Genomic DNA, 21,251 nt, shown 5'->3' with positions numbered 1-21,251 from the left:
GGCGTGCAAAGCTGACCGCCAAGTCTCTACGTACCGTGATCGTCTACGGAATGGCATTGGGTGGAATGAACTTCCTCTTCTATATGTCGTTGCGCACAGTGCCGCTGGGCATCGCCGTTGCGCTGGAATTCACCGGCCCTCTGGCTGTAGCTATATATGCCTCTCGCCGAGCCATCGATTTTGTATGGATTGCGCTTGCTGCGGCCGGCTTGCTTCTATTGATACCTACCGGGGCAACCACTGCCGGCATTGATCTGGTCGGAGCGGGTTATGCGCTGGGCGCCGGAGTGTGCTGGGCGCTGTACATTCTGTTCGGGCAAAAGGCCGGCGCCGACAACGGGGTGACGACGGCAGCCCTCGGCGTGATGATCGCCGCGCTGTTCGTGGCGCCGATCGGAATCGTTCATGCCGGCGCTGCGCTGCTTACACCATCGCTGATTCCGATCGCTATCGGCGTCGCCATTCTGTCCACCGCCCTGCCCTATACCCTGGAGATGGTCGCCCTGACGCGTATGCCCGCGCGCACCTTCGGCACGCTCATGAGTATCGAACCGGCCTTCGGAGCACTATCAGGTCTGCTTTTTCTCCAGGAATACCTGTCATTGTCACAATGGCTGGCCATCCTGTGCATTATTCTGGCGTCAGTGGGCGCAACCATGACCATGGGCAGCGGAGCAAAGCCTGCTGTCGCTGCTGACTGAAGCGTAATAGAAAGCGGGGTCTGGTAATTGGCGCTCATTTAGGCCATGTTTAGCTTCGTAACCCATCGCCAGGCATGGATTTTTTCGCAAAGGACGGCACAACGCTGCAAACGCGAGCGAATACAGGCAGACCCGAGCACCAGACTCGTGGCCGCTATTAAGGATGGTAATGAAACGAATTTTGCTATTGATCGCCCTGCTGGCGATCGCGAGTTGCGCAGCGACCTCGGAAACCCAGGTCAAACGCGGCAAGAAGGGGCTGCACATCAACTGTTCCGGACTTTCATCCTCATGGGACAAGTGCTACACCAGCGCCGCCAATTCCTGCGCACCCAAGGGTTACAAGGTGATCGCCAAATCCGGGGACGCCGTCGAAGAACCTGGCGATTATCCGTTCGGCTTGAACCCCGCCGGTTATACCAGCCGCAGCATGATCGTCATCTGCAAATAACTACTCGGCTCGTGGCAAAGCGAGCTGACGTGTAATTTCCTCGTGACTCGAGCGCAACACCGTACGCTGCACGTCCGGTGTTGCAAGCATCCGCGCGACCACCAATGCACCCACGCATTGCGACAGCACCGACCAGGCCAGACTCTCGCTTTCCAGTATCTCGGCCCAGCCCTGCTGAAGACGGCAGATCCAATCTTCAGCCTGCTCACGCACCTGTACATCGGCACGGGCAATCTCTGCGCCCAATGTCGGCAGCGCGCAACCGGCCTCGGGTTGCTCGACATGGGCCATGCTCAGGTACTGCTTCAGACAACGCTCCAGCCGCTGCCGATCTGCACCGCCCTGGCCACCAAGGCGCTCAAGACTTTCACTCAACTCTCGCTCGACGATGGCAGCGAACAACGCATCCTTGGATGAAAAGTGGCTGTAGAACGCGGCGCCACTCAAACCGATGGCTTTCATCAGGCCATCCACGCCCACCGTGGAAAACCCCGATTTCTTTGCCGACAGCGCGCTGCTTTGCAGCAATCGTTCGCGGGTTTCCGATTTGTGTCCGGCCGAATAACGCATGTCATCTCCTGAAGTAGATCGCCTTGACGCTGCCCGAATCCTAGCATAACGTTCGTTAACTAAACGATCGTTAACCCAAAGGGATTCACCCATGAATAACAAGAAGGTCGTGTTGGTCGTAGGTGCTGGCGATGCCACCGGCGGGGCCATTGCCAAGCGCTTTGCCAGTGAGGGGTTTATAGCCTGCGTGACCCGGCGCAGCGCCGACAAATTGCAGCCTCTGGTTGACGAAATCATCGCTGAGGGCGGTGAGGCCCATGGTTTTGCCTGCGATGCGCGCAAGGAAGATGACGTCATCGCCTTGATCGAAGACATCGAAACCCGCGTCGGCCCGATTGAGGCCTTTGTCTTCAACATCGGCGCCAACGTGCCCTGCAGCATTCTCGAAGAAACCGCGCGCAAATATTTCAAGATCTGGGAGATGGCCTGCTTCTCCGGTTTTCTCAATGCCCGTGAAGTGGCCAAGCGCATGGTCACTCGGCAGCGCGGCACGATTCTGTTCACTGGTGCCACGGCCGGGCTGCGCGGTGCTTCTGGATTTGCCGCTTTCGCCGGAGCCAAACACGGCATCCGCGCACTGGCGCAAAGCATGGCGAGAGAGTTGGGGCCGATGAACATTCATGTCGCCCACGTCGTAGTTGATGGTGCGATCGATACCGACTTCATCCGCAACAGCTTTCCCGAGAAATACGCGACCAAGGATCAGGACGGCATTCTCGATCCAGAGCACATCGCCGAAAACTATTGGTATCTGCACAGTCAGCCACGGGATGCCTGGACCTTCGAGCTGGACCTGCGCCCATGGAACGAACGCTGGTAAGCCCTCCCCCCTCATTACAACAATAAGAGAGCGATTTGATCATGACGAAAACCGTGGAATTCTATTTCGACCTCGGCAGCCCCACCACCTATCTGGCGCACACCCAGCTAGCGAAAATCTGCGCCGATACCCAGAGCGAACTGATCTACATCCCGATGCTGTTGGGTGGCGTGTTCAAAGCCACCGGCAACGCTTCGCCGGCAATGATTCCGGCCAAGGGCCGCTACATGTTTCAGGACCTCGATCGCTTCGCCAAACGCTACGGCGTCCAGCTCAGATTCAATCCGCACTTTCCAATCAACACGCTGATATTGATGCGTGCCGTCACTGGCATGCAGATGCGCCAGCCGCAGCGTTTCGCCGAGTTCGTCGATTGCCTGTTCAAGGCGCTTTGGGTAGAAGGCCGTAACCTCAACGATCCGCAAACCGTTGCCGCCGTGCTGACTGAAAACGGCTTCGACCCCCAAGAGATAATGGCGCTGACCAACGATGAATCAGTAAAAGCCGCACTCAAGGAAAACACCGAAGCCGCGATCAAGCGCGGCGTTTTCGGTGCCCCCAGCATGTTCATTGGCGATCAGTTGTTCTTCGGTCAGGATCGACTCGACTTCGTAGAAGAGGCATTGCGCCAGGATTGAAGCCGAGCCCCAAGGCACCGCGAGCAGTGCCTTGGGCTAATCGATCAAATGGCCACAGTGCGCTCGTTCAGCCAGCTCAGCGCCGCGCCATCCAGCAACGGACTCAGACGCTCCCGTACTTCACTGTGATAAGCATTGAGCCACTGCTTTTCTTCCTGAGTCAGCAGGTCGGCAATCAGGCAGCGGGTATCGATCGGGCACAGCGTCAGGGTTTCGAACTTGAGGAAGTCGCCGAATTCGCTGCTGCCGGCCTCGCGGTTCATCGCCAGGTTCTCGATGCGCACGCCCCAGCGGCCCGGGCGATAAGTGCCGGGTTCGATCGAGGTAATCATCCCCGGCTGCATCGCCGTCTGCGGTGCCGGTGCCGCTTGATAAGCGATCACTTGCGGACCTTCGTGAACGTTGAGGAAATAGCCCACGCCATGACCGGTGCCGTGACCGTAGTCGACGTTGTCAGCCCAGATCGGCGCACGAGCGATGGCGTCGAGCAGCGGCGACAGAATGCCTTTCGGAAATCGTGCCCGCGACAGCGCAATCACGCCTTTCAACACGCGCGTGCAATCCTGTTTCTGCTCCTGAGTCGGCGTACCCACCGGGACCATGCGCGTGATGTCTGTGGTACCGCCGAGGTACTGGCCACCGGAGTCGATGAGCAACAGACCATCACCCTCGATCACCGCATGCTCTTCTTCGGTAGCGTGATAGTGCGGCATCGCGCCATTGGCGTTGAACGCGGCAATCGTGTTGAAGCTCAGCGAAACGTAATCGGGACGCCGCTCACGGGCAGCGGTAAGTTTCTCGTCGATGGTCAGTTCGGTGATGCGCTCGCGTCCCCACGCTGACTCCAGCCAGGCAAAGAATTCGCACAACGCCGCGCCATCCTGCTCCATGGCTTTACGGATGTGTTGAGCGTCGGTTTCGCTTTTCTGCGATTTGGCCAACGTAGTCGGGTTGAGACCCTCGACCAGTTTCACGCCACTGTCCAGGTTATCCAGCAACCCCGTGGTCACTCGCGCCGGATCGACCAGCAGGCTCGCGTCACTCGGCACAGCACGCAACGCATCGGCCACTTCGCTGTAGTCACGCAGCGTCACGCCATCCTGCTCCAGTACCGCGCGCAGATCGGCATCGACCTTGCTCAGCGCCACAAACAGCGTGGCCTGTTGCTGATTGATCAAGGCGAACGAAACAAACACCGGATTGAACGAAACATCACCACCGCGCAGGTTGAACAGCCAGGCGATGTCATCCAGGGTGGCGATGAAATGCCAATCGGCGCCACGCTCTTGCAAGGTTTCGCGCAATTTCGCGAGTTTCTCGCCACGGCTGACGGTCGCTTGTGGCGGCAGATGCTGATAGATCGGCGCGTTCGGCAGGCTCGGGCGATCACGCCAGACTTCCTGCAACAGGTCGATATCGGTGCGCAGGCGAGCACCGCGTGCCTCGAGCCTGCTGCTCAGTGTGCGCGCCGAAGCCACCGCCATTACCGCACCATCCACCGCAACCACGCCGCCCTCGGGGGTATGCTCGGCCAGCCAGTCCAGCGGGCTCGGCTGCCCCGGTTGCAGTTTGACCAGTTCGATGCCGCTGCCGTTGAGCTCCTTGGTCGCCTGTTCCCAGTAACGACTGTCGGCCCACACGCCAGCGAAATCAGCAGTGACGATCAGCGTACCGACCGAACCGTGGAAACCCGACAACCATTGCCGGCCCTGCCAGTAACCCGGCAGGTATTCCGACAGATGCGGGTCGGCGGACGGCACCAGCAGCGCATGGATGCCTTCGCGGCGCATCAGTTCACGGGTATGCGCCAGGCGCTGAGGCACCGATCCTTCGGTCAAGGTGTAGGAACTCATCATGTCTCCTGCTAATCGCGTCATCGTTATTGTTCGTAGCCTTCGCGGCCATGGAAAGCGTCTGCTGTTTAGAGCCCTGTCGCCCAGAATGCCGGGGCACTGGCGCAGGCGGTTGTGATCAGGTCAACGGCCTTGTCGACATCCTCGACGGTGGTAAACCGCCCGAGGCTCAAGCGAATGGTGCGCCCCGCCAGCCGCGCATCGTGTCCGAGCGCGAGCAGCACGTGGGACGGTGCATTACTTGCGGAATTACACGCCGACGTCGCGGAAAACGCGATCGAATGGCTCAATGCGGCGCTGTTGAACTCGCCCTCGCTGAAGGTCAGGCTCAGGGTGTGCGGAATACGTTGCGAGGCACTGCCATTGAGGCGCACGCCGGGCAACTTCAAAAGCTGTTCGAGCAAGCGTTCGCGCAAAGCGATGATGGATTTTTTCTCTTCATCGAATGCGTCGGCGGCCAAAGCGAAAGCAGCGCCCATCCCGGCAATCTGATGAGTCGCCAGGGTTCCGGAGCGCAGGCCACCTTCATGACCGCCGCCGTGGATCTGTGCCTGCAAGCGTTGCTGCGCCTGCGGGCCGACATACAAGGCACCGATGCCCTTGGGGCCGTAGAGTTTGTGTGCGGAAAACGACATCAGATCCACCGGCCAGCGGCTCAGGTCGATCGCGACTTTGCCCGCGCCTTGCGCCGCATCAACATGAAACAACGCCTGCCGACTGCGCACCACTTCGCCAATCGCCTCGACATCGTTGACCGTGCCCAACTCATTGTTGACCAGCATCAGCGACACCAGAAAGGTGTCGTCACGCATGGCTTCACTGACCGCTTGCGGCGTGATCAGGCCTTCTGCGTCCGGCACCAGATAGGTCACGGCAATGCCTGAATCCTGTAATTGCCGGGCGGTGTCGAGGATCGCCTTGTGTTCAATCTGGCTGGTAATGATGTGCCCGCCGGAAACGCCACGGGCCTGGGCGACGCCTTTGAGGGCGAGGTTGTTGGATTCGGTGGCACCGGAGGTCCAGACAATCTGCTCAGGCTGCGCGCCGACCAGATCGGCAACTTGCCGACGTGCCTGCTCGACCGTCTGCCGGGCCTGCTGGCCGAAGGCGTGGGAGCTGGACGCCGGGTTACCGAAGTTACCGTGAAAACCCAGACATTCGATCATCACCTGGATGACCCGCTCGTCCACCGGGGTGGTGGCGGCGTAATCGAAATACAGCGGACGTGTGTTCATAAAGGACTCGCAGAGCGTGTTCCGGGATCAGGAGGCTCGTGTCTGCAAACGACGATGCACAGCCTCGTGAGCTGTGCATGGGTTCGAGAGCGTCATCAATACCTGATCGGATGCCGTTAAAGAAGTAGGGCTTCATTTAAAAGTGCGTAGGAACGCTCCTGAAACCGAGCTTAACAGGCATCGGGCCGGCGATTGAAGCAATGCGTCAGTGAAAGCTTTCGAGAAGTAACGGATACAGCGAGATCACCAACAGCGCGGCCATGCCCCAATTGAACACTCGCAACCAGCGCGGATCTTTAAGCACATTGCGCAACAGCGTGCCGCACGCCGCCCACAGGCCGACACTGGGCAGATTGATGATGGCGAATACCGCCGCGATGATCACGACGTTATAGAAATAACCCTGCATCGGCGTGTACGTGCTGATGGCGCCGATGGCCATGATCCACGCCTTTGGATTGACCCACTGGAACGCCGCGGCGCCCAGATAGCTGATCGGTTTCGCCTCGCCGTGGGCACTGTCGCCGACCGGGCCGGAGTGGGCGATCTTCCACGCCAGATACAACAAATACGCCGCGCCGACATATCGCAGCACCGTATACAGAATCGGATAGGCCTGAAACACCGCGCCAAGGCCGAAGCCCACCGCTACCACCAACAGGAAGAAGCCGCAGCTGATGCCGAGCATGTGCGGAATGGTGCGGTTGAAACCGAAATTCACTCCGGACGCCAGCAACATGGTGTTGTTCGGCCCCGGTGTGATCGAGGTGACAAGGGCAAACAGGGCAAAGCCCAACAGCAGATCAAGCGAGAGGTTCATCGAGGCAGTCCATCCAGGGTCGTTCAGCTGTTGACCCTATCCCACACGGCCCGGCAAACCCACGGACAGTTAGGGAAAACTTCAAGCAGTACAGTTTGCTTTCAGCTCGGACGACCGTGCAGCTGTATGGCACGTTCGGCGCTCATCTCACCCTGTTGGTCGAAGCCGAAAGTCTTCTGCGGCTGGCCGAGCAATTGCGCTTTTTTCGCGTGGTATTCGTCGAATGACAAGCCGCTGCGGTTCAGCGCTTCCAGCGCCAGTTCGCGGGATTCTTCAGCGGTGTAAGGGCGCAGCTCGGGCGAAACATGGCCGGCACAACCGGCGAGTACGGAAACAGCGAGCATCAGCGAAACAGTCAGTAAACGGTTCATGGGAGCGTCCTGGCGAGCAATGTGGGGTCGATGGAGAAAGGCTACGCCCGGGCACGCTCGCGCAGAAATCAACGCTCTCAATAGTGGCTATCAGCTTTGCGCTAATACTGGCTGAGCGGCAAACGGCAGTGCAGCGCGTCGTCGTGGCTGCGGGCGATACTGCTGTGCACCTGGAACGAGTTGAAGGTCACGTTTTTCGCCCGATGGGTACGGATCAATTGCCAGAAATCCTCCTCGCCGCTTTCGAAACTGCGAAACGCCGCCTCCCCCGCTTCGCGGCTCTGCCATTGCAAAAAGCTCAGCACGCGGCGGCCGTCGTCGCTGGCCTGCACGCTGGCGCTGAGAAACCCGTCGTAACGCTGGGCCAGCCCCTCGGTCTGCGTGGCCAGTGCCGTGACCAGCGCTGCTTGCTGGCGGGGTTCGATTTCGAATTCGATCAATTGGGTAAAGCTGCGATTGCTCATGGAAAGCCCCCACTCATGTTGAAGCGAGCCTTGCGACCCGAAGAGCTGCAGGGTAAAACCTCTAGTTAAGTCAAGGTCAAGAGTATTTTCCGCATGATCAGCAAGGAGCAGGTGCACAAGCCTCTCACCGTGGGCGAGGTTGCGGCGCGCAGTGGCGTCGCGGTCACCGCGCTGCATTTTTATGAAGCCAAAGGTTTGATCAAGAGTGAGCGCAATGCCGGCAATCAGCGCCGCTATCCGCGCGCCGTCCTGCGCCGGGTGGCGTTGATCAAAGTCGCGCAACGGTTGGGGATACCGCTGGCGGAGATCGGCGAAGCGCTGAAAATCCTGCCGCAGGATCGCGCGCCATCAGCGGCGGACTGGAAGATTCTGTCTGAACAATGGCAACGCGAGCTCGATGAACGGATCAGGCAACTTACGCTGATGCGCGATCAGCTCACCGGGTGCATCGGCTGCGGCTGTCTGTCCATGGAAGCGTGTCCATTACGCAATAAAGGCGACATGCTCGGTGACCGAGGCCCAGGCGCGCACTTTCGCGATGAATGATGATTGCTGCTCGTCGGCGAACAATCTGCGCAGCAAGGACGGTTCTATAGTGATTGCTCCGGGTAAATCCGGTGTAACCACATCTGTTGAAAACAAAAACAGGGAGAACGTCATGAGCGTCAAACCCATTCCCGAGGGGTATCACAGCATTACCCCGTATCTCGGCATCCGACAGGCTGCCGAGGCCATCGATTTCTACAAGAAAGCCTTCAATGCCAGCGAAGTCATGCGCCTGACCATGCCCGACGGCAACATCGGCCATGCCGAGCTGCGCATTGGCGACAGCGCGATCATGCTTGGCACGCCTTGCGACCAAGGGCCGCTGAGCAATCCGCAGCAGGCAGTGTCGATCGGCTTGCACCTGTATGTCACCGATGTCGACCAGTCCTTTCAACAAGCGCTGGATGCAGGGGCGCAAAGCGTCTCCGAGGTCAAAGACCAGTTTTACGGTGACCGCAGCGGCACGCTGAGAGATCCGTTCGGCCATCTGTGGTTTCTCGCCACGCACAAAGAGGATCTGAGCGAAGAGCAGATTCGCCAGCGTGCGATGGAGATGTTCAGCCAAGGCTGAGGGCTTTTTGCTTGGGATCGACCCCCGGCAAAAAGGCACTGCCGATGTAATTGCGAAACATTTACTTTCATATCCGCTGTCGGGATTTTCTTCGCTCATCCGTCTTATAGGAATGCAGGCCGTTCGCGTAGGCAAAAGCCACGAACGGCCTCCCGGGGAGTTCCGTGCTGCGAAGCCCGTAGCCCGGCCCCTTCCACCGAAATCAAGACGCGCAATCATGTCGAAGAAATCCCGTTCCAAACTGTGGTTCCTGGTGCATAGCTGGCTGGCGTTGCCGATCTGGTTCTTTGTGCTGATCGTCTGTGTCACCGGCACGCTGGCGGTGGTCAGCCAGGAGATTGTCTGGCTGGCCAACCCGCAAATGCGCGCCAGTCAGCCGTCGGACGATGCGCCGCGACTTAGCTACGACCAGATTCTCGCCGCGATCAAACAGGCCGAGCCGCAAACCCTGGTGCAGAGCATCAATCGTCCGGACGAGTCGCACTTTGCCCTCGATGTCGAAGTCAGCTACCCCGACGGGCGCTCGCTGACGGTGTATGTCAATCCGTACACCGGGGTCATCCAGGGCACCGCGCCAGCCTTTGATTTCAAAGCGTTCACCCGCGCCCTGCATGGCTGGTGGCTGGTGCCGTTCACCAATGGCTACAGCTGGGGCTGGTACCTGGTGTCGCTGCTCGGCGTGCCGATGCTGGTGTCGCTGATTACCGGGCTGGTGGTGTACAAACGCTTCTGGAAAGGTTTCCTGCGCCCGACACTGCGCGTGCGCCACGGCGCGCGGATTTTCTGGGGCGACTTTCATCGCCTGTGCGGCATCTGGTCGATCTGGTTCATCGCGGTGATTTCCATCACCGGCATCTGGTTCCTGATCAAGGCGATCCTGTTCGATAACCAGATTTCCATTTCCAGCGAACCGATCATTCCAGCGATGTCCCGCGAAAGCGTGCCGATTTCGGCCGCTGGCACCCCGCCGCCGCGCATCAGCCTGGACCGCGCCATCGAAATCGCCCAGCAGAAGATTCCGGGCCTGGAAGCCAGTTACGTCAATCTGCCTGGCAATGCCTACTCGCACATGAGCGTCAGCGGCCGTGGCTGGTATCCGCTGATGTACCAGACCGCGACACTCAACCCGTACAACGGCGAAATGGCTTCCTCACGGTTGCTGTCCGACCGCTCCTCGCTGGAATTCGTCACCGAATCCATGCGCCCGCTGCACACCGGCGACTTCGGCGGCATCTGGATCAAATTGATCTGGTTCTTCTTCGGTCTGTTGCTGAGCATGATGATCCTCAGCGGCCTGCTGATCTGGACCAAGCGCACCGCGTTGGCCACCGCCAATGCGCTGAAACGCGAGGACAAGAAAAACCGCGTCACCGCCCAACCGGCGCTGCGCCGTGAACCTTCGGAGGCGAGCCTGTGAACAAAGCCATCTCGGTCACACCGCCGTCGCGCCTGTCGCGTTTCTGGCACAAGTGGCGTTTCCACATCAATGTCCTGCTGTTGCTGATCCCGCTGGGCTTCATGCCGAAATACTTTGCCGATGCCTCGCTGTTTCGCGGCGACAGTGGCCTGGGCCAGCGTGAAGTAGGCACCGTTCAGGTCGGCCCGTGGAGCCTGCGCTTGGCCGAACTGCGTGACGAGGCGCCGCACCTGAGCGGGCCGGCCGGTTATATGAAGGATTTCACTGCTGCCGTCTGCGATACCTGCGTCGAACAGGTCAAGGCTACTTACCTGCGCATCGGCAAGCCGCGCAGTCTGCGCGCCGCTGGCACGATCTTCTTCGGTACGCCTTATCGCATGGGCACGCAAATGCCGATCCCGGCAAAGACCAAACCTGACGCCGAGCTGTGGATCACCATGGAAGGCTGGGACGGCAGCATGCACCAGGCCGCGATTCCCCTGAGCCAAGCCTCCCCCGCTACGGTTGCGTGGCTGAACAAACAAGGAGCCAAACCATGACTCGCTCACCCCTTCATACCCGTTTGCTCGCCAGCGCCGCGCTGCTGCTGAGCGCCGGTTTCAGCGCCAGCGCCCAGGCGCACAACCCGATGTGCGAATGCAAAGCCATCGATGCCGAACAGATCAAATGCACCGGCGGTTTTTCCGACGGCAGCGGCGCGCCGGGGGTGACCCTCGACGTGATCGGCTACGACGAAACCATTCTGGTGCCGGGCAAATTGGGTGATGACTCGACGCTGACGTTCAAGAAACCCGGCAGTGAGTTCTATGTGCTATTCGATGCCGGCCCAGGCCACGTGGTGGAAATCGACCAGGCGGATATCGAAGCCCCATGAGTAGCCCGACGACGCAAGTGGTACGCCCGGCCGGCGCCGGCCATGAAACCCTCAACGTGCTGCTGTCGTGCCTGCTGATCCTCGCGGTCGCCGGCTCGGTGGTGGCGTGGCGCGGGGTTTCCCATGAACCGGAGCCGGTCGCGAGCAACCAGTACGACGCCCGCCGCGATCTCAGCGCCGCCGAGCAAGGCATCTATGCCGACCTGCGAGTGACCCTCGACGAAATCCGCCTGCTGCGCGAAGAGCAACAAGCCCTGCCGACGCCACAGATGCTGGCCAACGAAGGCTTCGCGCCGTTCGCCCAGGACGCCAGCTCGGTCAGCCGTGGCGGTCACGCATGGCAGATGCTCGCCGAACGCGCCTATTTCGGCCGTAGTGCGACGCCTGATGTCGCCGGTTCATTTCTGATGCGTGTCGGCACTGACGCCAACGCGGCGCCGGACATCTGGCTCAAGCGCAGCGCCGATCCCGCGCCTGCTGAAGATCTGTCTGACGCCGCGCTGTCCGCCGCTGGCTGGAAACAGATCGTCGCGCAATTCGATGCCGGGGTTACCCGCGAACATCGCCATTGATTCCTCGCCTTTATCCGAGAGAAGACTGCTTGCCCATGTCCATTTCATCTCCTCGCCGTCCCTTGTTACGCCTGTTTCTGCTTGGCCTGTGCGCCTGCCTGCTGAGTCCGTTGGCCAGCGCCGAGCAAGGCAAACGCCTGCGTATCGGCATCACTCTGCATCCGTATTACAGCTACGTCGCCAACATCGTTGGCGACAAGGCCGAAGTGGTGCCGCTGATTCCTGCGGGCTTTAATCCGCACGCCTACGAACCGCGCGCCGAAGACATCAAGCGCATCAGCGGACTGGACGTGATCGTGCTCAACGGCGTCGGTCATGACGACTTCGCCGACCGGATGATCGCCGCCAGCGAAACACCCAACGTCAAAACCATCGAAGCCAACGAGAACGTGCCATTGCTGGCGGCCACCGGTGTCGCTGCGCGCGGCGCTGGCAAAGTGGTCAATCCGCACACGTTCCTGTCGATCAGCGCCTCCATCGCCCAGGTCAACAACATCGCCCGCGAGCTGGGCAAGATCGATCCGGACAATGCCAAGACCTACACGCAAAACGCCCGCGCTTACGGCAAACGCCTGCGGCAGATGCGCGCCGACGCCTTGGCCAAACTGACCCAGGCACCGAACGCCGAACTGCGCGTGGCCACAGTGCATGCGGCTTACGACTATCTGTTGCGTGAATTCGGTCTGGAAGTGACGGCCGTGGTCGAGCCGGCCCACGGCATCGAGCCAAGCCCGAGCCAGCTGAAAAAAACCATCGACCAGTTGCGTGAACTCGACGTCAAAGTGATCTTCTCCGAGATGGATTTCCCCTCCAGCTACGTCGACACCATCCAGCGCGAATCCGGGGTGAAGCTGTACCCGCTGTCGCACATTTCCTACGGCCAATACACCGCCGACAAGTACGAAAAGGAAATGACCGGCAACCTCAACACCGTGGTTCGGGCGATTCAGGAGTCGGGGGCATGACGTCGAAAGAAACCTTGCTCGCCGATCACGCCGAACCGCCTGTGGGAGCGAGCCTGCTCGCGAAGGCGCCGGATCAGGCGACATCTTTGTTGAATGACACTCCGCAATCGCGAGCAGGCTCGCTCCCACAGGGGATAACCGGGCCATCGCTGGAGTTTGCGGAAGTGAGCCTTACCCTGGGGCGCACGACGATTCTCGACAAGGTCAGCTTCCAGGTGCAGCCCGGCAGCGTGCATGCGCTGGTCGGCCCCAACGGCGGTGGCAAGAGTTCGCTGATCAAGACCCTGCTCGGGCAAATGCCGCATCAGGGCCAGCTCAGCCTGCACTGGCCCGGCGAGCCCGGCACCATTGGTTACGTCCCGCAGGCGCTGGAGTTCGATCGCGGCTTGCCGATGACCGTCGACGATTTCATGGCGGCGATGTGTCAGCGCCGCCCAGCCTTTCTCGGTTTGAGCAAACACTACGCCGGCGCCATCGGCGAGGCACTGGAGCGGGTCGGCATGCAGGACAAGCGCAAGCGCCGCATGGGCGCGCTGTCCGGCGGCGAGCGGCAGCGGGTGCTGCTCGCGCAGGGCTTGATTCCGGCGCCGCAACTGCTGGTGCTCGACGAGCCGATGTCGGCCCTCGATGAGGCCGGGATCCAAGTGTTCGAACGTCTGCTGACTGACTGGCGCGCGGCGGGAGTCACGGTGCTGTGGATCGAGCATGACCTGGAAGCGGTGGGTCGGCTGGCCGATCGGGTTACCGGTCTCAACCGCCGCGTGCTGTTCGATGCCACACCGCAACAGGCGCTGACTCCGGAGCGTCTGCTGACGCTGTTTTCCACCCATCCACGGAGCGCGGTCTGATGAATTACGAAGCCTTTCGTTTGATGGTCCAGGGTTGGGCGTCTTCCGGTTATCTGCCCGAGGCGCTGGCCTACGGTTTTGTGGTCAATGCGCTGCTCGCCGGCCTGCTGATCGGCCCCGTGCTCGGCGGGCTCGGCACGCTGGTGGTGGTCAAGCGCTTCGCGTTCTTTTCCGAAGCAGTCGGCCATGCCGCGTTGACCGGTGTCGCCATCGGCATCCTGCTCGGCGAACCCTACACCGGCCCGTACGGCAGCCTGTTCGGTTACTGCCTGCTGTTCGGCATCCTGCTCAATTACCTGCGCAACCGCACCGGACTGGCACCGGATACGCTGATCGGCGTGTTTCTCTCGGTGTCACTGGCGCTGGGCGCGAGCCTGCTGCTGATTCTCGCCGGCAAGATCAACGTGCACATTCTGGAAAACGTGCTGTTCGGTTCGGTGTTGACCGTCAACGGCAATGATCTGGCGGTGCTGGCCATCGTCGGTTCGCTGGTCATGGCCCTCGCCCTGCCGCTGTACAACCGCATCATGCTCGCCAGTTTCAATCCGCAACTGGCGGCGGTGCGTGGCGTAGCGGTGAAGACCCTGGATTACCTGTTCGTGATCCTGGTGACCTTGATCACCGTCGCGGCAGTGAAGGTGATTGGCGCGATTCTGGTCGGTGCCTTGCTGGTGATTCCTGCGGCGGCGGCGCGCTTGCTCAGTCAGTCGCTGAAAGGCTTTTTCTGGTGCTCGGTGCTGATCGCTACCGCCAGCACCCTGTGCGGGATTCTTGCGCCGATCGTGTTCGACCTGCCGATCCCGTCCGGCGCCGCGATCATTCTGGTCGCCGGCATCGCTTTCGCCCTCGCCGCCATCGCGCGCGGCGTCGTCCCCAGCCTGAAAGGGAACCTTGGATAAATGGCTTTTTCATTGCGTAACCTGACTCTGGCCATGGCCCTGTGTGGCGTGGTCTGCACTCCGTTGATGGCGGCTGAAACTGCGAAACCGTTGCGCGTTCTGGCCTCGTTACCGATCACCTATGGATTGGGCGAAGTATTGCTCAAGGGTACCGACGTCAAACTCGAACGTGCGGCGCCGGCCAACCTTCCGGGTAGCCGTCAGACTGCGTATTTCACCGGCCGTGGCGCTCCGGCGCTGAGCAAACTGGCCGCCGACGCGGACGCGGTAATCGGTCTGCGTTCGCTGTGGACCGATGATCCGCTGTACCCGATCGCGCGGCGCAGCAATATCCGTATCGTCGAAGTCGACGCTGCGCGCCCGGTCGACGGCGCCCTGCCCGGCATCGCCGTGCAGCCGGGCCTGCAGGTTGATGGCCTGAACAGTCAGCCATGGCTGGCGAGCAACAACATGGGGCGCATGGCCGATGTGATGGCCGCAGACCTGGTGCGCCTGGCGCCGAGCGCCAAGCCTGCGATCGAGGCCAACCTGGCGGCGTTGAAACAGCGTTTGCTGAAACTCAGCGCGGACACCGAAGCGCGTCTGGCCGAGGCGGACAACCTGAGCGTGATGAGCCTGAGCGATCACTTCGGCTATCTGATTGGCAGCCTCAACCTTGAACTGGCGGGACAGGATGCGAGGCCTGATGCCGAGTGGACGCCAGATGAGTTGAAGAAGCTGACGGCGACGCTTAAGGACAATGACGTGGCGGTGGTGCTACACCATCGCCAGCCAGCGGAGCCGGTGAAAGCGGCGATTGCCGAATCCGGCAGCCGTCTGGTGGTGTTGAGTACCGATGCGGCGGATCCGCTGGCGGAGCTGGAGGGGAATGTGGACTTGTTGCTCAAGGGGTTGAGCGGAGCGTAGTTCCAGTAAATCCGCGTTATCGTTCTTCGCGAGCAGGCTCGCTCCCACAGGGAATCGCATTTCAATTGTGGGAGCGAGCCTGCTCACGAAGAGGCCCGCGCCCACAACGTCACTCTCCAGACATGAAAAAACCCGCTGACCATCAATGGTCCAGCGGGTTTTTTATGCCCGGTCGCTTATTGCGCCGCGACTTGTGCATCCATCTTCTGGCGCAGGCTCAATGGGCGCATGTCGGTCCAGACTTCTTCGATGTAGGCCAGGCATTCCTTTTTCAGGCCGCTCTTGCCCACGGTGCGCCAGCCTTCCGGCACGGCTTTGTAATCGGGCCAGATCGAGTATTGCTCTTCGTGGTTGACCACGACCTGAAAGAGGATGTCCTCGCGGTCGAATACTGACGTCATGCTGGTTCTCCATCGTTGTAAGGTCGGCTGCAAAAGGAATGCAGCCGGGTATGTAGAAAGAACGTTCGCCGCGCGGAAAAATTTACAGCGCGGTGGTGGCAGCGGCCAATGCGCGACCGAAGATCTCGGCCACCCGGTCGATTTCCGCGGCAGTGATCACCAGCGGCGGCAGGAAGCGCACCACTGCGCCATGCCGACCGCCCAACTCCAGAATCAGGCCACGCTTGAGGCATTCACGCTGGACCAGCGGCGCCAGACGCGCAAACGCTGGCGGATGACCGAGCGCGTCGGGCGCGCCGTTCGGGTCGACCAGTTCAACGCCGAGCATCAGGCCGCGACCACGAATATCGCCCAGCTGCGGGAAGTCGCGTTGCAGGATGTGCAGATGCTCGCTGAGTCGATCACCCATGGCGGCTGCGTGCTCGCAAACCTTGTGCTCCACCAGATAGCGCATTACCGCTGAACCGGCGGCCATGGCCATCTGATTGCCGCGGAACGTGCCGGCATGGGCACCCGGTTGCCAAGTGTCGAGCCAGTCACGGTAAACCACCACCGCCAACGGCAGGCTGCCGCCGATGGCTTTGGACAGTACAACCACATCCGGAACGATACCCGCGTGTTCAAAGGCAAACATCTTGCCGGTACGGGCGAAACCGCTCTGGATCTCATCGACGATCAGCGCCACACCAGCCTTCTCGGTGATCCGGCGCAAGCCGCGCAACCACTCGACATCCGCTGGTATCACGCCGCCCTCGCCCTGCACCGCCTCGACAATCACCGCCGCCGGCAACTGCACCCCGGCCTCGGGATCGTTGAGCAGGTTTTCCAGGTAGCTCAGATTGGCGTTGACGCCCGCCGCGCCGCCGAGGCCAAACGGGCAGCGGTAGTCGTAGGGAAAGGGCATGAATTGCACGCCGTTGCTGAGCAACGCACCCAGTGGTTTTTTCGGTCCCAGGCTGCCCATCAGGCTCAACGCACCTTGGCTCATGCCGTGATAACCGCCGGAAAATGACAGCACGGTGCTGCGCCCGGTTGCGGTGCGCACCAGTTTCAGCGCTGCTTCCACGGCGTCGGTGCCAGTCGGGCCACAAAACTGGATCTTCGCTTGCGCCGCCAACTCCGTCGGCAGCAGCCCGAACAGGTCCTGGACGAATTGATCCTTGACCGGCGTGGTCAGGTCGAGGGTGTGCAGCGGCAGCTCGTCGGCCAGCACTTGCTGGATCGCCTCGATCACTACCGGGTGGTTGTGCCCCAGCGCCAGCGTGCCGGCGCCGGCCAGGCAGTCGATGAATGTACGTCCTTCAACATCCTCGACATACAAGCCCTTGGCACGCTTGAGCGCCAAGGGAATACGCCGAGGATAACTGCGCGCGTTGGACTCCTGCCGGCTCTGCCGCGCCAACAACGGTGATTCGTTGAATTCGAACAACGTTTCTGCCGGCGCCGAGGCGACCCGGGCCGACGACGCTTCGATAAGACTGGTGGCGACTGACATCTCTCGACCCCTCAATTCGCTATGGATAATGACCAGAAACTGCACACCGACAGGTGCGCGTTCCGGTCGCGGGGCGCACTTGCAGGTTTTCCTGTTCTGGAAACGCTTCAGCGCGGTGCGGATTTACACCCTTGATCGAGTTGTCCGGCCGGTGAGGACAAAGGTTTGCGCAGCGGCACGGTTTGCAAGCCGTTGCAGAGACCGGGTAGCGCTGCCTGTTGGTAACCCAGGTGCCGATAGAACCCCTCGGCGGTGCGCGTGCTGTTGAGGTGAGCATTGCGCACATCGCGAACCCGCAACCAGCCTTCGAGATTCTGCATCAGCGCCCGACCGACGCCTCGGCGGAAGGATTCCGGCTGGACGTAACACAGCAGGATTTCGCCACTGACCCGGGCCATGCCGACACCAACCGGTTTGTCATCAAGCACAGCGACGCAGAGATAGAAATGCGGGTCGGCGAGCCGGCTACTGATGAAATCGGCGGAGGAGCGGCTGAGCCAGTCGCTGACGAGAAGTGGATGGTTGCGGTGATCGAGTGCACATCCGATGCGGATCGAGCGCTCGACAATACGGTTGATGATGCCGGTGTCGGCCAGGGTGGCCGGACGTATGCAGACGGGTGCTTCCATGGCGCAGTTCCCTCAATCCATTGAGTCAAAGCTGGGTTGACCTTAGCCCCAACCCTGGCGGATAGCGAACGCCGAGAAGTTACATTTGATGTGGCAGAACATGTTTTTTTGTGGGAGCGAGCCTGCTCGCGAAAGCGTCGGACCAGTCAACGTCGATGTTGAGGGAGTTACCGCATTCGCGAGCAGGCTCGCTCCCACAGGGGACGGTCAGAGGGCTTGCAACGGCATGGTCAGTTCGACCCGCAAGCCATCCGGGCGGCTGTCAAAATGCAGGGCACAGTCACAGCGCTGAACAATCGCCTGGACAATTGCCAGCCCCAAGCCGCAACCGGTGCTCTGGCCGTTGCGCCAGAAGCGTTGGGTCAGATGCTGCAAATCATCTGGCGCAATGCCAGGACCATGGTCTCGCACGACAAAACGCACGCGATTGCCGATGTTTTCCAAATGGACCTCGACCGCGCAATCTTCAGGCGTATGGCGCAGGGCGTTGTCGAGCAGGTTGCGCAATGCAGCAATCGCCAGCACGGCAGGCATTTGCAGCGGTGCGGCGGAAAGGTCGTCCGGCACGTGCAGTTTGATCCGCAGCCGCTCGCCGCCAGTGGCGTCCTGGATCGCCAGTCGGGCCACTTGCTCGGCGCTGCATTGCGAGCCGTCATCGAACGACAGGCTGCCTTCGACCCGCGCCAGCAGCAGCAACTGTTCAAGAGTGCGGTGCAGGCGATCGGCGCCCTCCTCGGCGCGGGCCAGCGATTGATCGCGGGCGCTGCCGTCGGTCATGCGCGCGACTTGCAGGTGGGTCTTGATCGCCGTCAGCGGACTGCGCAGTTCATGCGCGGCGTCACCGGTCAAGCGACGTTCACGCTCGATGGTCTTGCCGATGCGCTGGAACAATTGATTCTGGGTTTCCAGCAACGGCTTCAATTCGCTGGGAAACGCCTGCAACTGCAAGGGCTCAAGGGAATCGGCATTGCGCCGCATCAGCGCCTCGCGCAGACGATTGAGTGGTGCAAGACCCTGACCGATGCCCAGCCACAACAAACACAGGCAGCCCAGCAAGGCCACACCGACCGGCACCGAAGCAGCGAGCAGAATCGACATGTTCAAGGCTTCGCGCTCAATCTGCCGATCCGCCGTAGTGATGCGCACATCGCCGCGGGCCAGGGTGAAACTGCGCCACGGGGCGCCGTCGATCATCTGATCGTGAAAGCCCATTTTCTCGGCTTCCAGCGCTTGCTCGGGGTTGTTATGGCTTCGCGCAAGAATCTCGCCGCGCAATGAGCTGACCTGACAGGCCATGCCGCCGGGAATGTTCAGCTGTTCAGCACTGAAGTGGGTGCCCTCGCCCTTGCTCGGCAGCGTCGGCAATTGCTCAAGCAAACCGGCGACCATGCGCGCCGAAGCGACCAGACGCTGGTCGAGGGAGAACATCATCTGATTGCGCAGATCGCTGAGCATCCACGCCGCCGCCAGCGCCCAGATCAGCGCGAAGGCAGCGCCGAGCGTCAGACTCAGGCGCAGGCGCAGACTCATCACTTGCCTTGCTCTCCGCCATCGGCAGGCCCAAGGCGATAGCCCAGACCACGCACGGTTTCGACGATGCCTTTGCCAAGCTTGCTGCGCAGATGATGGATATGCACGTTCAGTGCGTTGCTTTCCAGTTCGTCGTTGAAGCCGTAGACGCTGTCCTTCAGTTGCTCGGTGGACAGCACCCGGCCGCGATTGTGCAGCAATGCCTGCAACAGCGACTGCTCGCGGCGCGACAGGTCCACCGGTTGCCCGGCGAGGCGGGTTTCCCGGCTGCTCGGGTCGTAAGTAAGCGCGCCATGCTCGATCAGATTGACACTGCGCCCGGCCACTCGGCGCAACAGCGTTTGCAGGCGAGCGAACAGTTCGCGCAGGTCGAAAGGCTTGAGCAGGTAGTCGTCGGCGCCAGCCTGCAGACCGTCGACACGATCGGTCACCGAATCGCGCGCGGTGAGGATCAACACGGGGATTTCCAGGCCGCTCTGCCGTAACTGTTGGAGCAACTTTAGGCCATCTTCGTCGGGCAACCCGAGATCGAGAACCATCACGTCGAATTCGGCGACCTTGAGCATAGCCCGCGCCTTGGACGCGGTGTTGACGTGCTCGACGGTCAGGCCCTGTGCCTTGAGCCCGGCGACGATGCCGCTGGCGATCAGCTCATCGTCTTCGCAAACCAGTACGTGCATAGGGGCTCCGGAAATAAAAAAGGCGAGTGAAGCAGGCAAGGATTAAGGGGCAATTATGGCGGCACACGTTGACTTCGCAAAGCTGCACGAGAATGCAGTGAGGTTGTCGCAGCCCAGCAACCCACGCGAGCCTGCCATGCAAACTTTATTATCCCGTCACCCATCCGGAAACAATTCCAGCCTTTATCGCCAACGCAACTTAATCTAGTTTCAACCGGCAACTTCAACCCCGCACTTAAATGGACTTTTAAACATGACCAACTTGAATAACCTTGTTGCCATAGACTGGCGCTCCGGCCCTGATCGAATTTATTTTTTCTTCAAGGACACCGATACCTATTCGCGCTTTGATCTTGGCGACAATAGTGTCCCGTCCAATTATCCAGCCGCCACGGCAGGCAACTGGGACAACTTTGCCCCGCATACCAAAGATCTGCGCTTTGGCCTGACTACCACTTCCTTCGGCTGGAACGCCGGAAGTGACGAGGATATTGCTTGGCTTTTCTTTTATGACGGAACAACTCCGATGGTCTGCAAATACGATCAGGACAGCGATAAAGTTGCCGCGTTCTACAAGGTAGCCGACTCGGTATGGAAGCCGATTCTCCCATATTTTGACAAGATCATCGCCGGCACCTGGTTTCAACTGACCGGCCACCCTTTCCTGTTTCGATTCATCCTCGATGACGGCCACTACTTGTCTTTCGACTACAAGGCCAAGACCGTCAAGTACAACCCTTTCGGCGAATATCAGCTGGGCGCGCTGAAACCTTACAAGGACCGGATAATCACAGCGGCGCAGAATGACCGGACATTTGCAGACAGTTACTGGTATATCTTCCTGACCAACAATCAGTACCTCACTTACAACATTCAGTCCGACCGACTCGTTGCCGGCCCCAGAACCATTGATGACGGTAATTGGCCCGGCCTGCTGCGTGGCTGATTGGTCAATCCCGGCGAGCCTAGTAGGATAGGGTTAATTATCGGTTAAT

The 21,251-nt window shown here is 60.5% G+C and carries 26 protein-coding genes (1 of these 26 cut by a window edge); 15 read left to right on the top strand and 11 right to left on the bottom strand.

Annotated elements, in window-relative coordinates:
* Both rhtA and KVG85_RS02700 read left to right on the top strand, forming a co-directional pair.
* Window positions 1–701, top strand: partial view of a threonine/homoserine exporter RhtA gene (gene rhtA, locus KVG85_RS02705; RefSeq protein ID WP_016770790.1) — the 3' portion only. Its footprint begins 187 nt before the window's first position; only the last 701 of its 888 coding nucleotides appear in the window; its start codon lies beyond the left edge, outside the window; its stop codon occupies window positions 699–701.
* A 169-nt stretch (window positions 702–870) separates the two neighbouring features.
* Window positions 871–1,152, top strand: coding sequence for a hypothetical protein (locus KVG85_RS02700; protein ID WP_039759777.1), 282 nt, complete (start codon window positions 871–873; stop codon window positions 1,150–1,152).
* Here the strand turns inward: KVG85_RS02700 and KVG85_RS02695 are convergent, their stop codons facing one another.
* On the bottom strand, window positions 1,153–1,722 hold the full coding sequence (locus KVG85_RS02695; protein WP_122707180.1) for a TetR/AcrR family transcriptional regulator: 570 nt from the start codon (window positions 1,720–1,722) through the stop codon (window positions 1,153–1,155).
* A gap of 91 nt (window positions 1,723–1,813) precedes the next feature.
* Here KVG85_RS02695 and KVG85_RS02690 point away from each other — a divergent pair, with 91 nt between their 5' ends.
* Together KVG85_RS02690 and KVG85_RS02685 are read left to right on the top strand one after the other, a co-directional pair.
* Window positions 1,814–2,542 (top strand): SDR family oxidoreductase, encoded by a 729-nt coding sequence (locus KVG85_RS02690; protein ID WP_217862914.1) that lies wholly within the window; start codon window positions 1,814–1,816, stop codon window positions 2,540–2,542.
* 41 nt (window positions 2,543–2,583) lie between these two features.
* Window positions 2,584–3,180, top strand: coding sequence for a 2-hydroxychromene-2-carboxylate isomerase (locus KVG85_RS02685; protein WP_038861067.1), 597 nt, complete (start codon window positions 2,584–2,586; stop codon window positions 3,178–3,180).
* 44 nt (window positions 3,181–3,224) lie between these two features.
* Here the strand turns inward: KVG85_RS02685 and KVG85_RS02680 are convergent, their stop codons facing one another.
* The 5 genes from KVG85_RS02680 to KVG85_RS02660 form a co-directional block, all read right to left on the bottom strand.
* Window positions 3,225–5,033, bottom strand: a complete 1,809-nt coding sequence (locus tag KVG85_RS02680) for an aminopeptidase P family protein (protein ID WP_217862913.1) — start codon at window positions 5,031–5,033, stop codon at window positions 3,225–3,227.
* Between the two features lie 68 nt (window positions 5,034–5,101).
* Window positions 5,102–6,268: an aminotransferase class V-fold PLP-dependent enzyme gene (locus KVG85_RS02675; protein WP_217862912.1), complete on the bottom strand. Its 1,167-nt coding sequence runs from the start codon at window positions 6,266–6,268 to the stop codon at window positions 5,102–5,104.
* A 205-nt stretch (window positions 6,269–6,473) separates the two neighbouring features.
* A complete protein-coding gene (locus tag KVG85_RS02670) occupies window positions 6,474–7,088 on the bottom strand; it encodes a LysE family translocator (RefSeq protein ID WP_024013660.1) in 615 nt (204 codons plus the stop codon).
* Between the two features lie 101 nt (window positions 7,089–7,189).
* Window positions 7,190–7,459, bottom strand: coding sequence for a hypothetical protein (locus KVG85_RS02665; protein WP_016770723.1), 270 nt, complete (start codon window positions 7,457–7,459; stop codon window positions 7,190–7,192).
* A 101-nt stretch (window positions 7,460–7,560) separates the two neighbouring features.
* Window positions 7,561–7,923 (bottom strand): antibiotic biosynthesis monooxygenase, encoded by a 363-nt coding sequence (locus KVG85_RS02660; protein WP_217862911.1) that lies wholly within the window; start codon window positions 7,921–7,923, stop codon window positions 7,561–7,563.
* 93 nt (window positions 7,924–8,016) lie between these two features.
* On the opposite strand from KVG85_RS02660, the gene soxR reads away from it, so the two are divergent.
* From soxR to KVG85_RS02610, 10 genes are all read left to right on the top strand, one after another.
* Complete coding sequence (gene soxR / locus KVG85_RS02655; RefSeq protein ID WP_217862910.1) at window positions 8,017–8,469, top strand: redox-sensitive transcriptional activator SoxR; 453 nt, start codon at window positions 8,017–8,019, stop codon at window positions 8,467–8,469.
* Between the two features lie 112 nt (window positions 8,470–8,581).
* The gene (locus KVG85_RS02650) at window positions 8,582–9,040 is read left to right on the top strand and encodes a VOC family protein (RefSeq protein WP_217862909.1); all 459 of its coding nucleotides are present in this window, start codon (window positions 8,582–8,584) and stop codon (window positions 9,038–9,040) included.
* A gap of 217 nt (window positions 9,041–9,257) precedes the next feature.
* Complete coding sequence (locus KVG85_RS02645; protein WP_016770800.1) at window positions 9,258–10,457, top strand: PepSY-associated TM helix domain-containing protein; 1,200 nt, start codon at window positions 9,258–9,260, stop codon at window positions 10,455–10,457.
* On the top strand, window positions 10,454–10,996 hold the full coding sequence (locus KVG85_RS02640; RefSeq protein WP_217862908.1) for a PA2404 family protein: 543 nt from the start codon (window positions 10,454–10,456) through the stop codon (window positions 10,994–10,996). The genes KVG85_RS02645 and KVG85_RS02640 overlap by 4 nt, the downstream gene beginning before the upstream one ends.
* Complete coding sequence (locus KVG85_RS02635; RefSeq protein WP_217862907.1) at window positions 10,993–11,331, top strand: hypothetical protein; 339 nt, start codon at window positions 10,993–10,995, stop codon at window positions 11,329–11,331. The genes KVG85_RS02640 and KVG85_RS02635 overlap by 4 nt, the downstream gene beginning before the upstream one ends.
* Window positions 11,328–11,903, top strand: a complete 576-nt coding sequence (locus KVG85_RS02630) for a DUF6162 family protein (RefSeq protein ID WP_217862906.1) — start codon at window positions 11,328–11,330, stop codon at window positions 11,901–11,903. The genes KVG85_RS02635 and KVG85_RS02630 overlap by 4 nt, the downstream gene beginning before the upstream one ends.
* Window positions 11,904–11,938: 35 nt before the next feature.
* Entirely contained in the window at window positions 11,939–12,868 is a 930-nt protein-coding gene (locus KVG85_RS02625) for a metal ABC transporter substrate-binding protein (protein WP_217862905.1), read from the top strand.
* Entirely contained in the window at window positions 12,865–13,716 is an 852-nt protein-coding gene (locus KVG85_RS02620; RefSeq protein WP_225926621.1) for a metal ABC transporter ATP-binding protein, read from the top strand. Before KVG85_RS02625 ends, KVG85_RS02620 begins: the two co-directional genes overlap by 4 nt.
* Complete coding sequence (locus tag KVG85_RS02615; RefSeq protein ID WP_217862904.1) at window positions 13,716–14,615, top strand: metal ABC transporter permease; 900 nt, start codon at window positions 13,716–13,718, stop codon at window positions 14,613–14,615. Before KVG85_RS02620 ends, KVG85_RS02615 begins: the two co-directional genes overlap by 1 nt.
* A complete protein-coding gene (locus KVG85_RS02610) occupies window positions 14,616–15,521 on the top strand; it encodes a metal ABC transporter substrate-binding protein (protein WP_217862903.1) in 906 nt (301 codons plus the stop codon).
* Between the two features lie 176 nt (window positions 15,522–15,697).
* Here KVG85_RS02610 and KVG85_RS02605 read toward each other — a convergent pair whose 3' ends face one another.
* The 5 genes from KVG85_RS02605 to KVG85_RS02585 all read right to left on the bottom strand — a co-directional run bounded on the left by KVG85_RS02605 (window position 15,698) and on the right by KVG85_RS02585 (window position 20,256).
* Window positions 15,698–15,922 carry an MbtH family protein gene (locus KVG85_RS02605; protein WP_041478467.1) on the bottom strand — a complete coding sequence of 75 codons (225 nt, stop codon included), beginning with the start codon at window positions 15,920–15,922 and terminating at the stop codon, window positions 15,698–15,700.
* An 82-nt stretch (window positions 15,923–16,004) separates the two neighbouring features.
* Window positions 16,005–17,417 (bottom strand): aspartate aminotransferase family protein, encoded by a 1,413-nt coding sequence (locus KVG85_RS02600; RefSeq protein WP_071173083.1) that lies wholly within the window; start codon window positions 17,415–17,417, stop codon window positions 16,005–16,007.
* A 107-nt stretch (window positions 17,418–17,524) separates the two neighbouring features.
* Window positions 17,525–18,046 (bottom strand): GNAT family N-acetyltransferase, encoded by a 522-nt coding sequence (locus KVG85_RS02595; protein ID WP_217862902.1) that lies wholly within the window; start codon window positions 18,044–18,046, stop codon window positions 17,525–17,527.
* Window positions 18,047–18,253: 207 nt separating this feature from the next.
* Entirely contained in the window at window positions 18,254–19,576 is a 1,323-nt protein-coding gene (locus KVG85_RS02590) for an ATP-binding protein (protein ID WP_123443499.1), read from the bottom strand.
* The gene (locus KVG85_RS02585; protein ID WP_016770812.1) at window positions 19,576–20,256 is read right to left on the bottom strand and encodes a response regulator; all 681 of its coding nucleotides are present in this window, start codon (window positions 20,254–20,256) and stop codon (window positions 19,576–19,578) included. Before KVG85_RS02585 ends, KVG85_RS02590 begins: the two co-directional genes overlap by 1 nt.
* Before the next feature lie 253 nt (window positions 20,257–20,509).
* Here KVG85_RS02585 and KVG85_RS02580 point away from each other — a divergent pair, with 253 nt between their 5' ends.
* Entirely contained in the window at window positions 20,510–21,202 is a 693-nt protein-coding gene (locus tag KVG85_RS02580) for a hypothetical protein (RefSeq protein WP_217862901.1), read from the top strand.
* The last annotated feature ends 49 nt before the right edge of the window (window positions 21,203–21,251 follow it).

The sequence above is a fragment of the Pseudomonas triticicola genome, assembly GCF_019145375.1.
In the GTDB taxonomy this organism is placed as follows: Bacteria; Pseudomonadota; Gammaproteobacteria; order Pseudomonadales; family Pseudomonadaceae; genus Aquipseudomonas; species Aquipseudomonas triticicola.
The sequence above is the reverse complement of the archived record's forward strand: the minus strand, read 5'-3'. Positions and strand labels throughout refer to the sequence as shown.

What these genes read in the sequence shown, in the direction of transcription:
- KVG85_RS02700 (WP_039759777.1), top strand. Translation starts at nt 871, where the DNA reads ATGAAACGAATTTTGCTATTGATCGCCCTGCTGGCGATCGCGAGTTGC.
- KVG85_RS02695 (WP_122707180.1), bottom strand. Translation starts at nt 1,722, where the DNA reads ATGCGTTATTCGGCCGGACACAAATCGGAAACCCGCGAACGATTGCTG.
- KVG85_RS02690 (WP_217862914.1), top strand. Translation starts at nt 1,814, where the DNA reads ATGAATAACAAGAAGGTCGTGTTGGTCGTAGGTGCTGGCGATGCCACC.
- KVG85_RS02685 (WP_038861067.1), top strand. Translation starts at nt 2,584, where the DNA reads ATGACGAAAACCGTGGAATTCTATTTCGACCTCGGCAGCCCCACCACC.
- KVG85_RS02680 (WP_217862913.1), bottom strand. Translation starts at nt 5,033, where the DNA reads ATGAGTTCCTACACCTTGACCGAAGGATCGGTGCCTCAGCGCCTGGCG.
- KVG85_RS02675 (WP_217862912.1), bottom strand. Translation starts at nt 6,268, where the DNA reads ATGAACACACGTCCGCTGTATTTCGATTACGCCGCCACCACCCCGGTG.
- KVG85_RS02670 (WP_024013660.1), bottom strand. Translation starts at nt 7,088, where the DNA reads ATGAACCTCTCGCTTGATCTGCTGTTGGGCTTTGCCCTGTTTGCCCTT.
- KVG85_RS02665 (WP_016770723.1), bottom strand. Translation starts at nt 7,459, where the DNA reads ATGAACCGTTTACTGACTGTTTCGCTGATGCTCGCTGTTTCCGTACTC.
- KVG85_RS02660 (WP_217862911.1), bottom strand. Translation starts at nt 7,923, where the DNA reads ATGAGCAATCGCAGCTTTACCCAATTGATCGAATTCGAAATCGAACCC.
- soxR (WP_217862910.1), top strand. Translation starts at nt 8,017, where the DNA reads ATGATCAGCAAGGAGCAGGTGCACAAGCCTCTCACCGTGGGCGAGGTT.
- KVG85_RS02650 (WP_217862909.1), top strand. Translation starts at nt 8,582, where the DNA reads ATGAGCGTCAAACCCATTCCCGAGGGGTATCACAGCATTACCCCGTAT.
- KVG85_RS02645 (WP_016770800.1), top strand. Translation starts at nt 9,258, where the DNA reads ATGTCGAAGAAATCCCGTTCCAAACTGTGGTTCCTGGTGCATAGCTGG.
- KVG85_RS02635 (WP_217862907.1), top strand. Translation starts at nt 10,993, where the DNA reads ATGACTCGCTCACCCCTTCATACCCGTTTGCTCGCCAGCGCCGCGCTG.
- KVG85_RS02630 (WP_217862906.1), top strand. Translation starts at nt 11,328, where the DNA reads ATGAGTAGCCCGACGACGCAAGTGGTACGCCCGGCCGGCGCCGGCCAT.
- KVG85_RS02625 (WP_217862905.1), top strand. Translation starts at nt 11,939, where the DNA reads ATGTCCATTTCATCTCCTCGCCGTCCCTTGTTACGCCTGTTTCTGCTT.
- KVG85_RS02620 (WP_225926621.1), top strand. Translation starts at nt 12,865, where the DNA reads ATGACGTCGAAAGAAACCTTGCTCGCCGATCACGCCGAACCGCCTGTG.
- KVG85_RS02615 (WP_217862904.1), top strand. Translation starts at nt 13,716, where the DNA reads ATGAATTACGAAGCCTTTCGTTTGATGGTCCAGGGTTGGGCGTCTTCC.
- KVG85_RS02610 (WP_217862903.1), top strand. Translation starts at nt 14,616, where the DNA reads ATGGCTTTTTCATTGCGTAACCTGACTCTGGCCATGGCCCTGTGTGGC.
- KVG85_RS02605 (WP_041478467.1), bottom strand. Translation starts at nt 15,922, where the DNA reads ATGACGTCAGTATTCGACCGCGAGGACATCCTCTTTCAGGTCGTGGTC.
- KVG85_RS02600 (WP_071173083.1), bottom strand. Translation starts at nt 17,417, where the DNA reads ATGTCAGTCGCCACCAGTCTTATCGAAGCGTCGTCGGCCCGGGTCGCC.
- KVG85_RS02595 (WP_217862902.1), bottom strand. Translation starts at nt 18,046, where the DNA reads ATGGAAGCACCCGTCTGCATACGTCCGGCCACCCTGGCCGACACCGGC.
- KVG85_RS02590 (WP_123443499.1), bottom strand. Translation starts at nt 19,576, where the DNA reads ATGAGTCTGCGCCTGCGCCTGAGTCTGACGCTCGGCGCTGCCTTCGCG.
- KVG85_RS02585 (WP_016770812.1), bottom strand. Translation starts at nt 20,256, where the DNA reads ATGCACGTACTGGTTTGCGAAGACGATGAGCTGATCGCCAGCGGCATC.
- KVG85_RS02580 (WP_217862901.1), top strand. Translation starts at nt 20,510, where the DNA reads ATGACCAACTTGAATAACCTTGTTGCCATAGACTGGCGCTCCGGCCCT.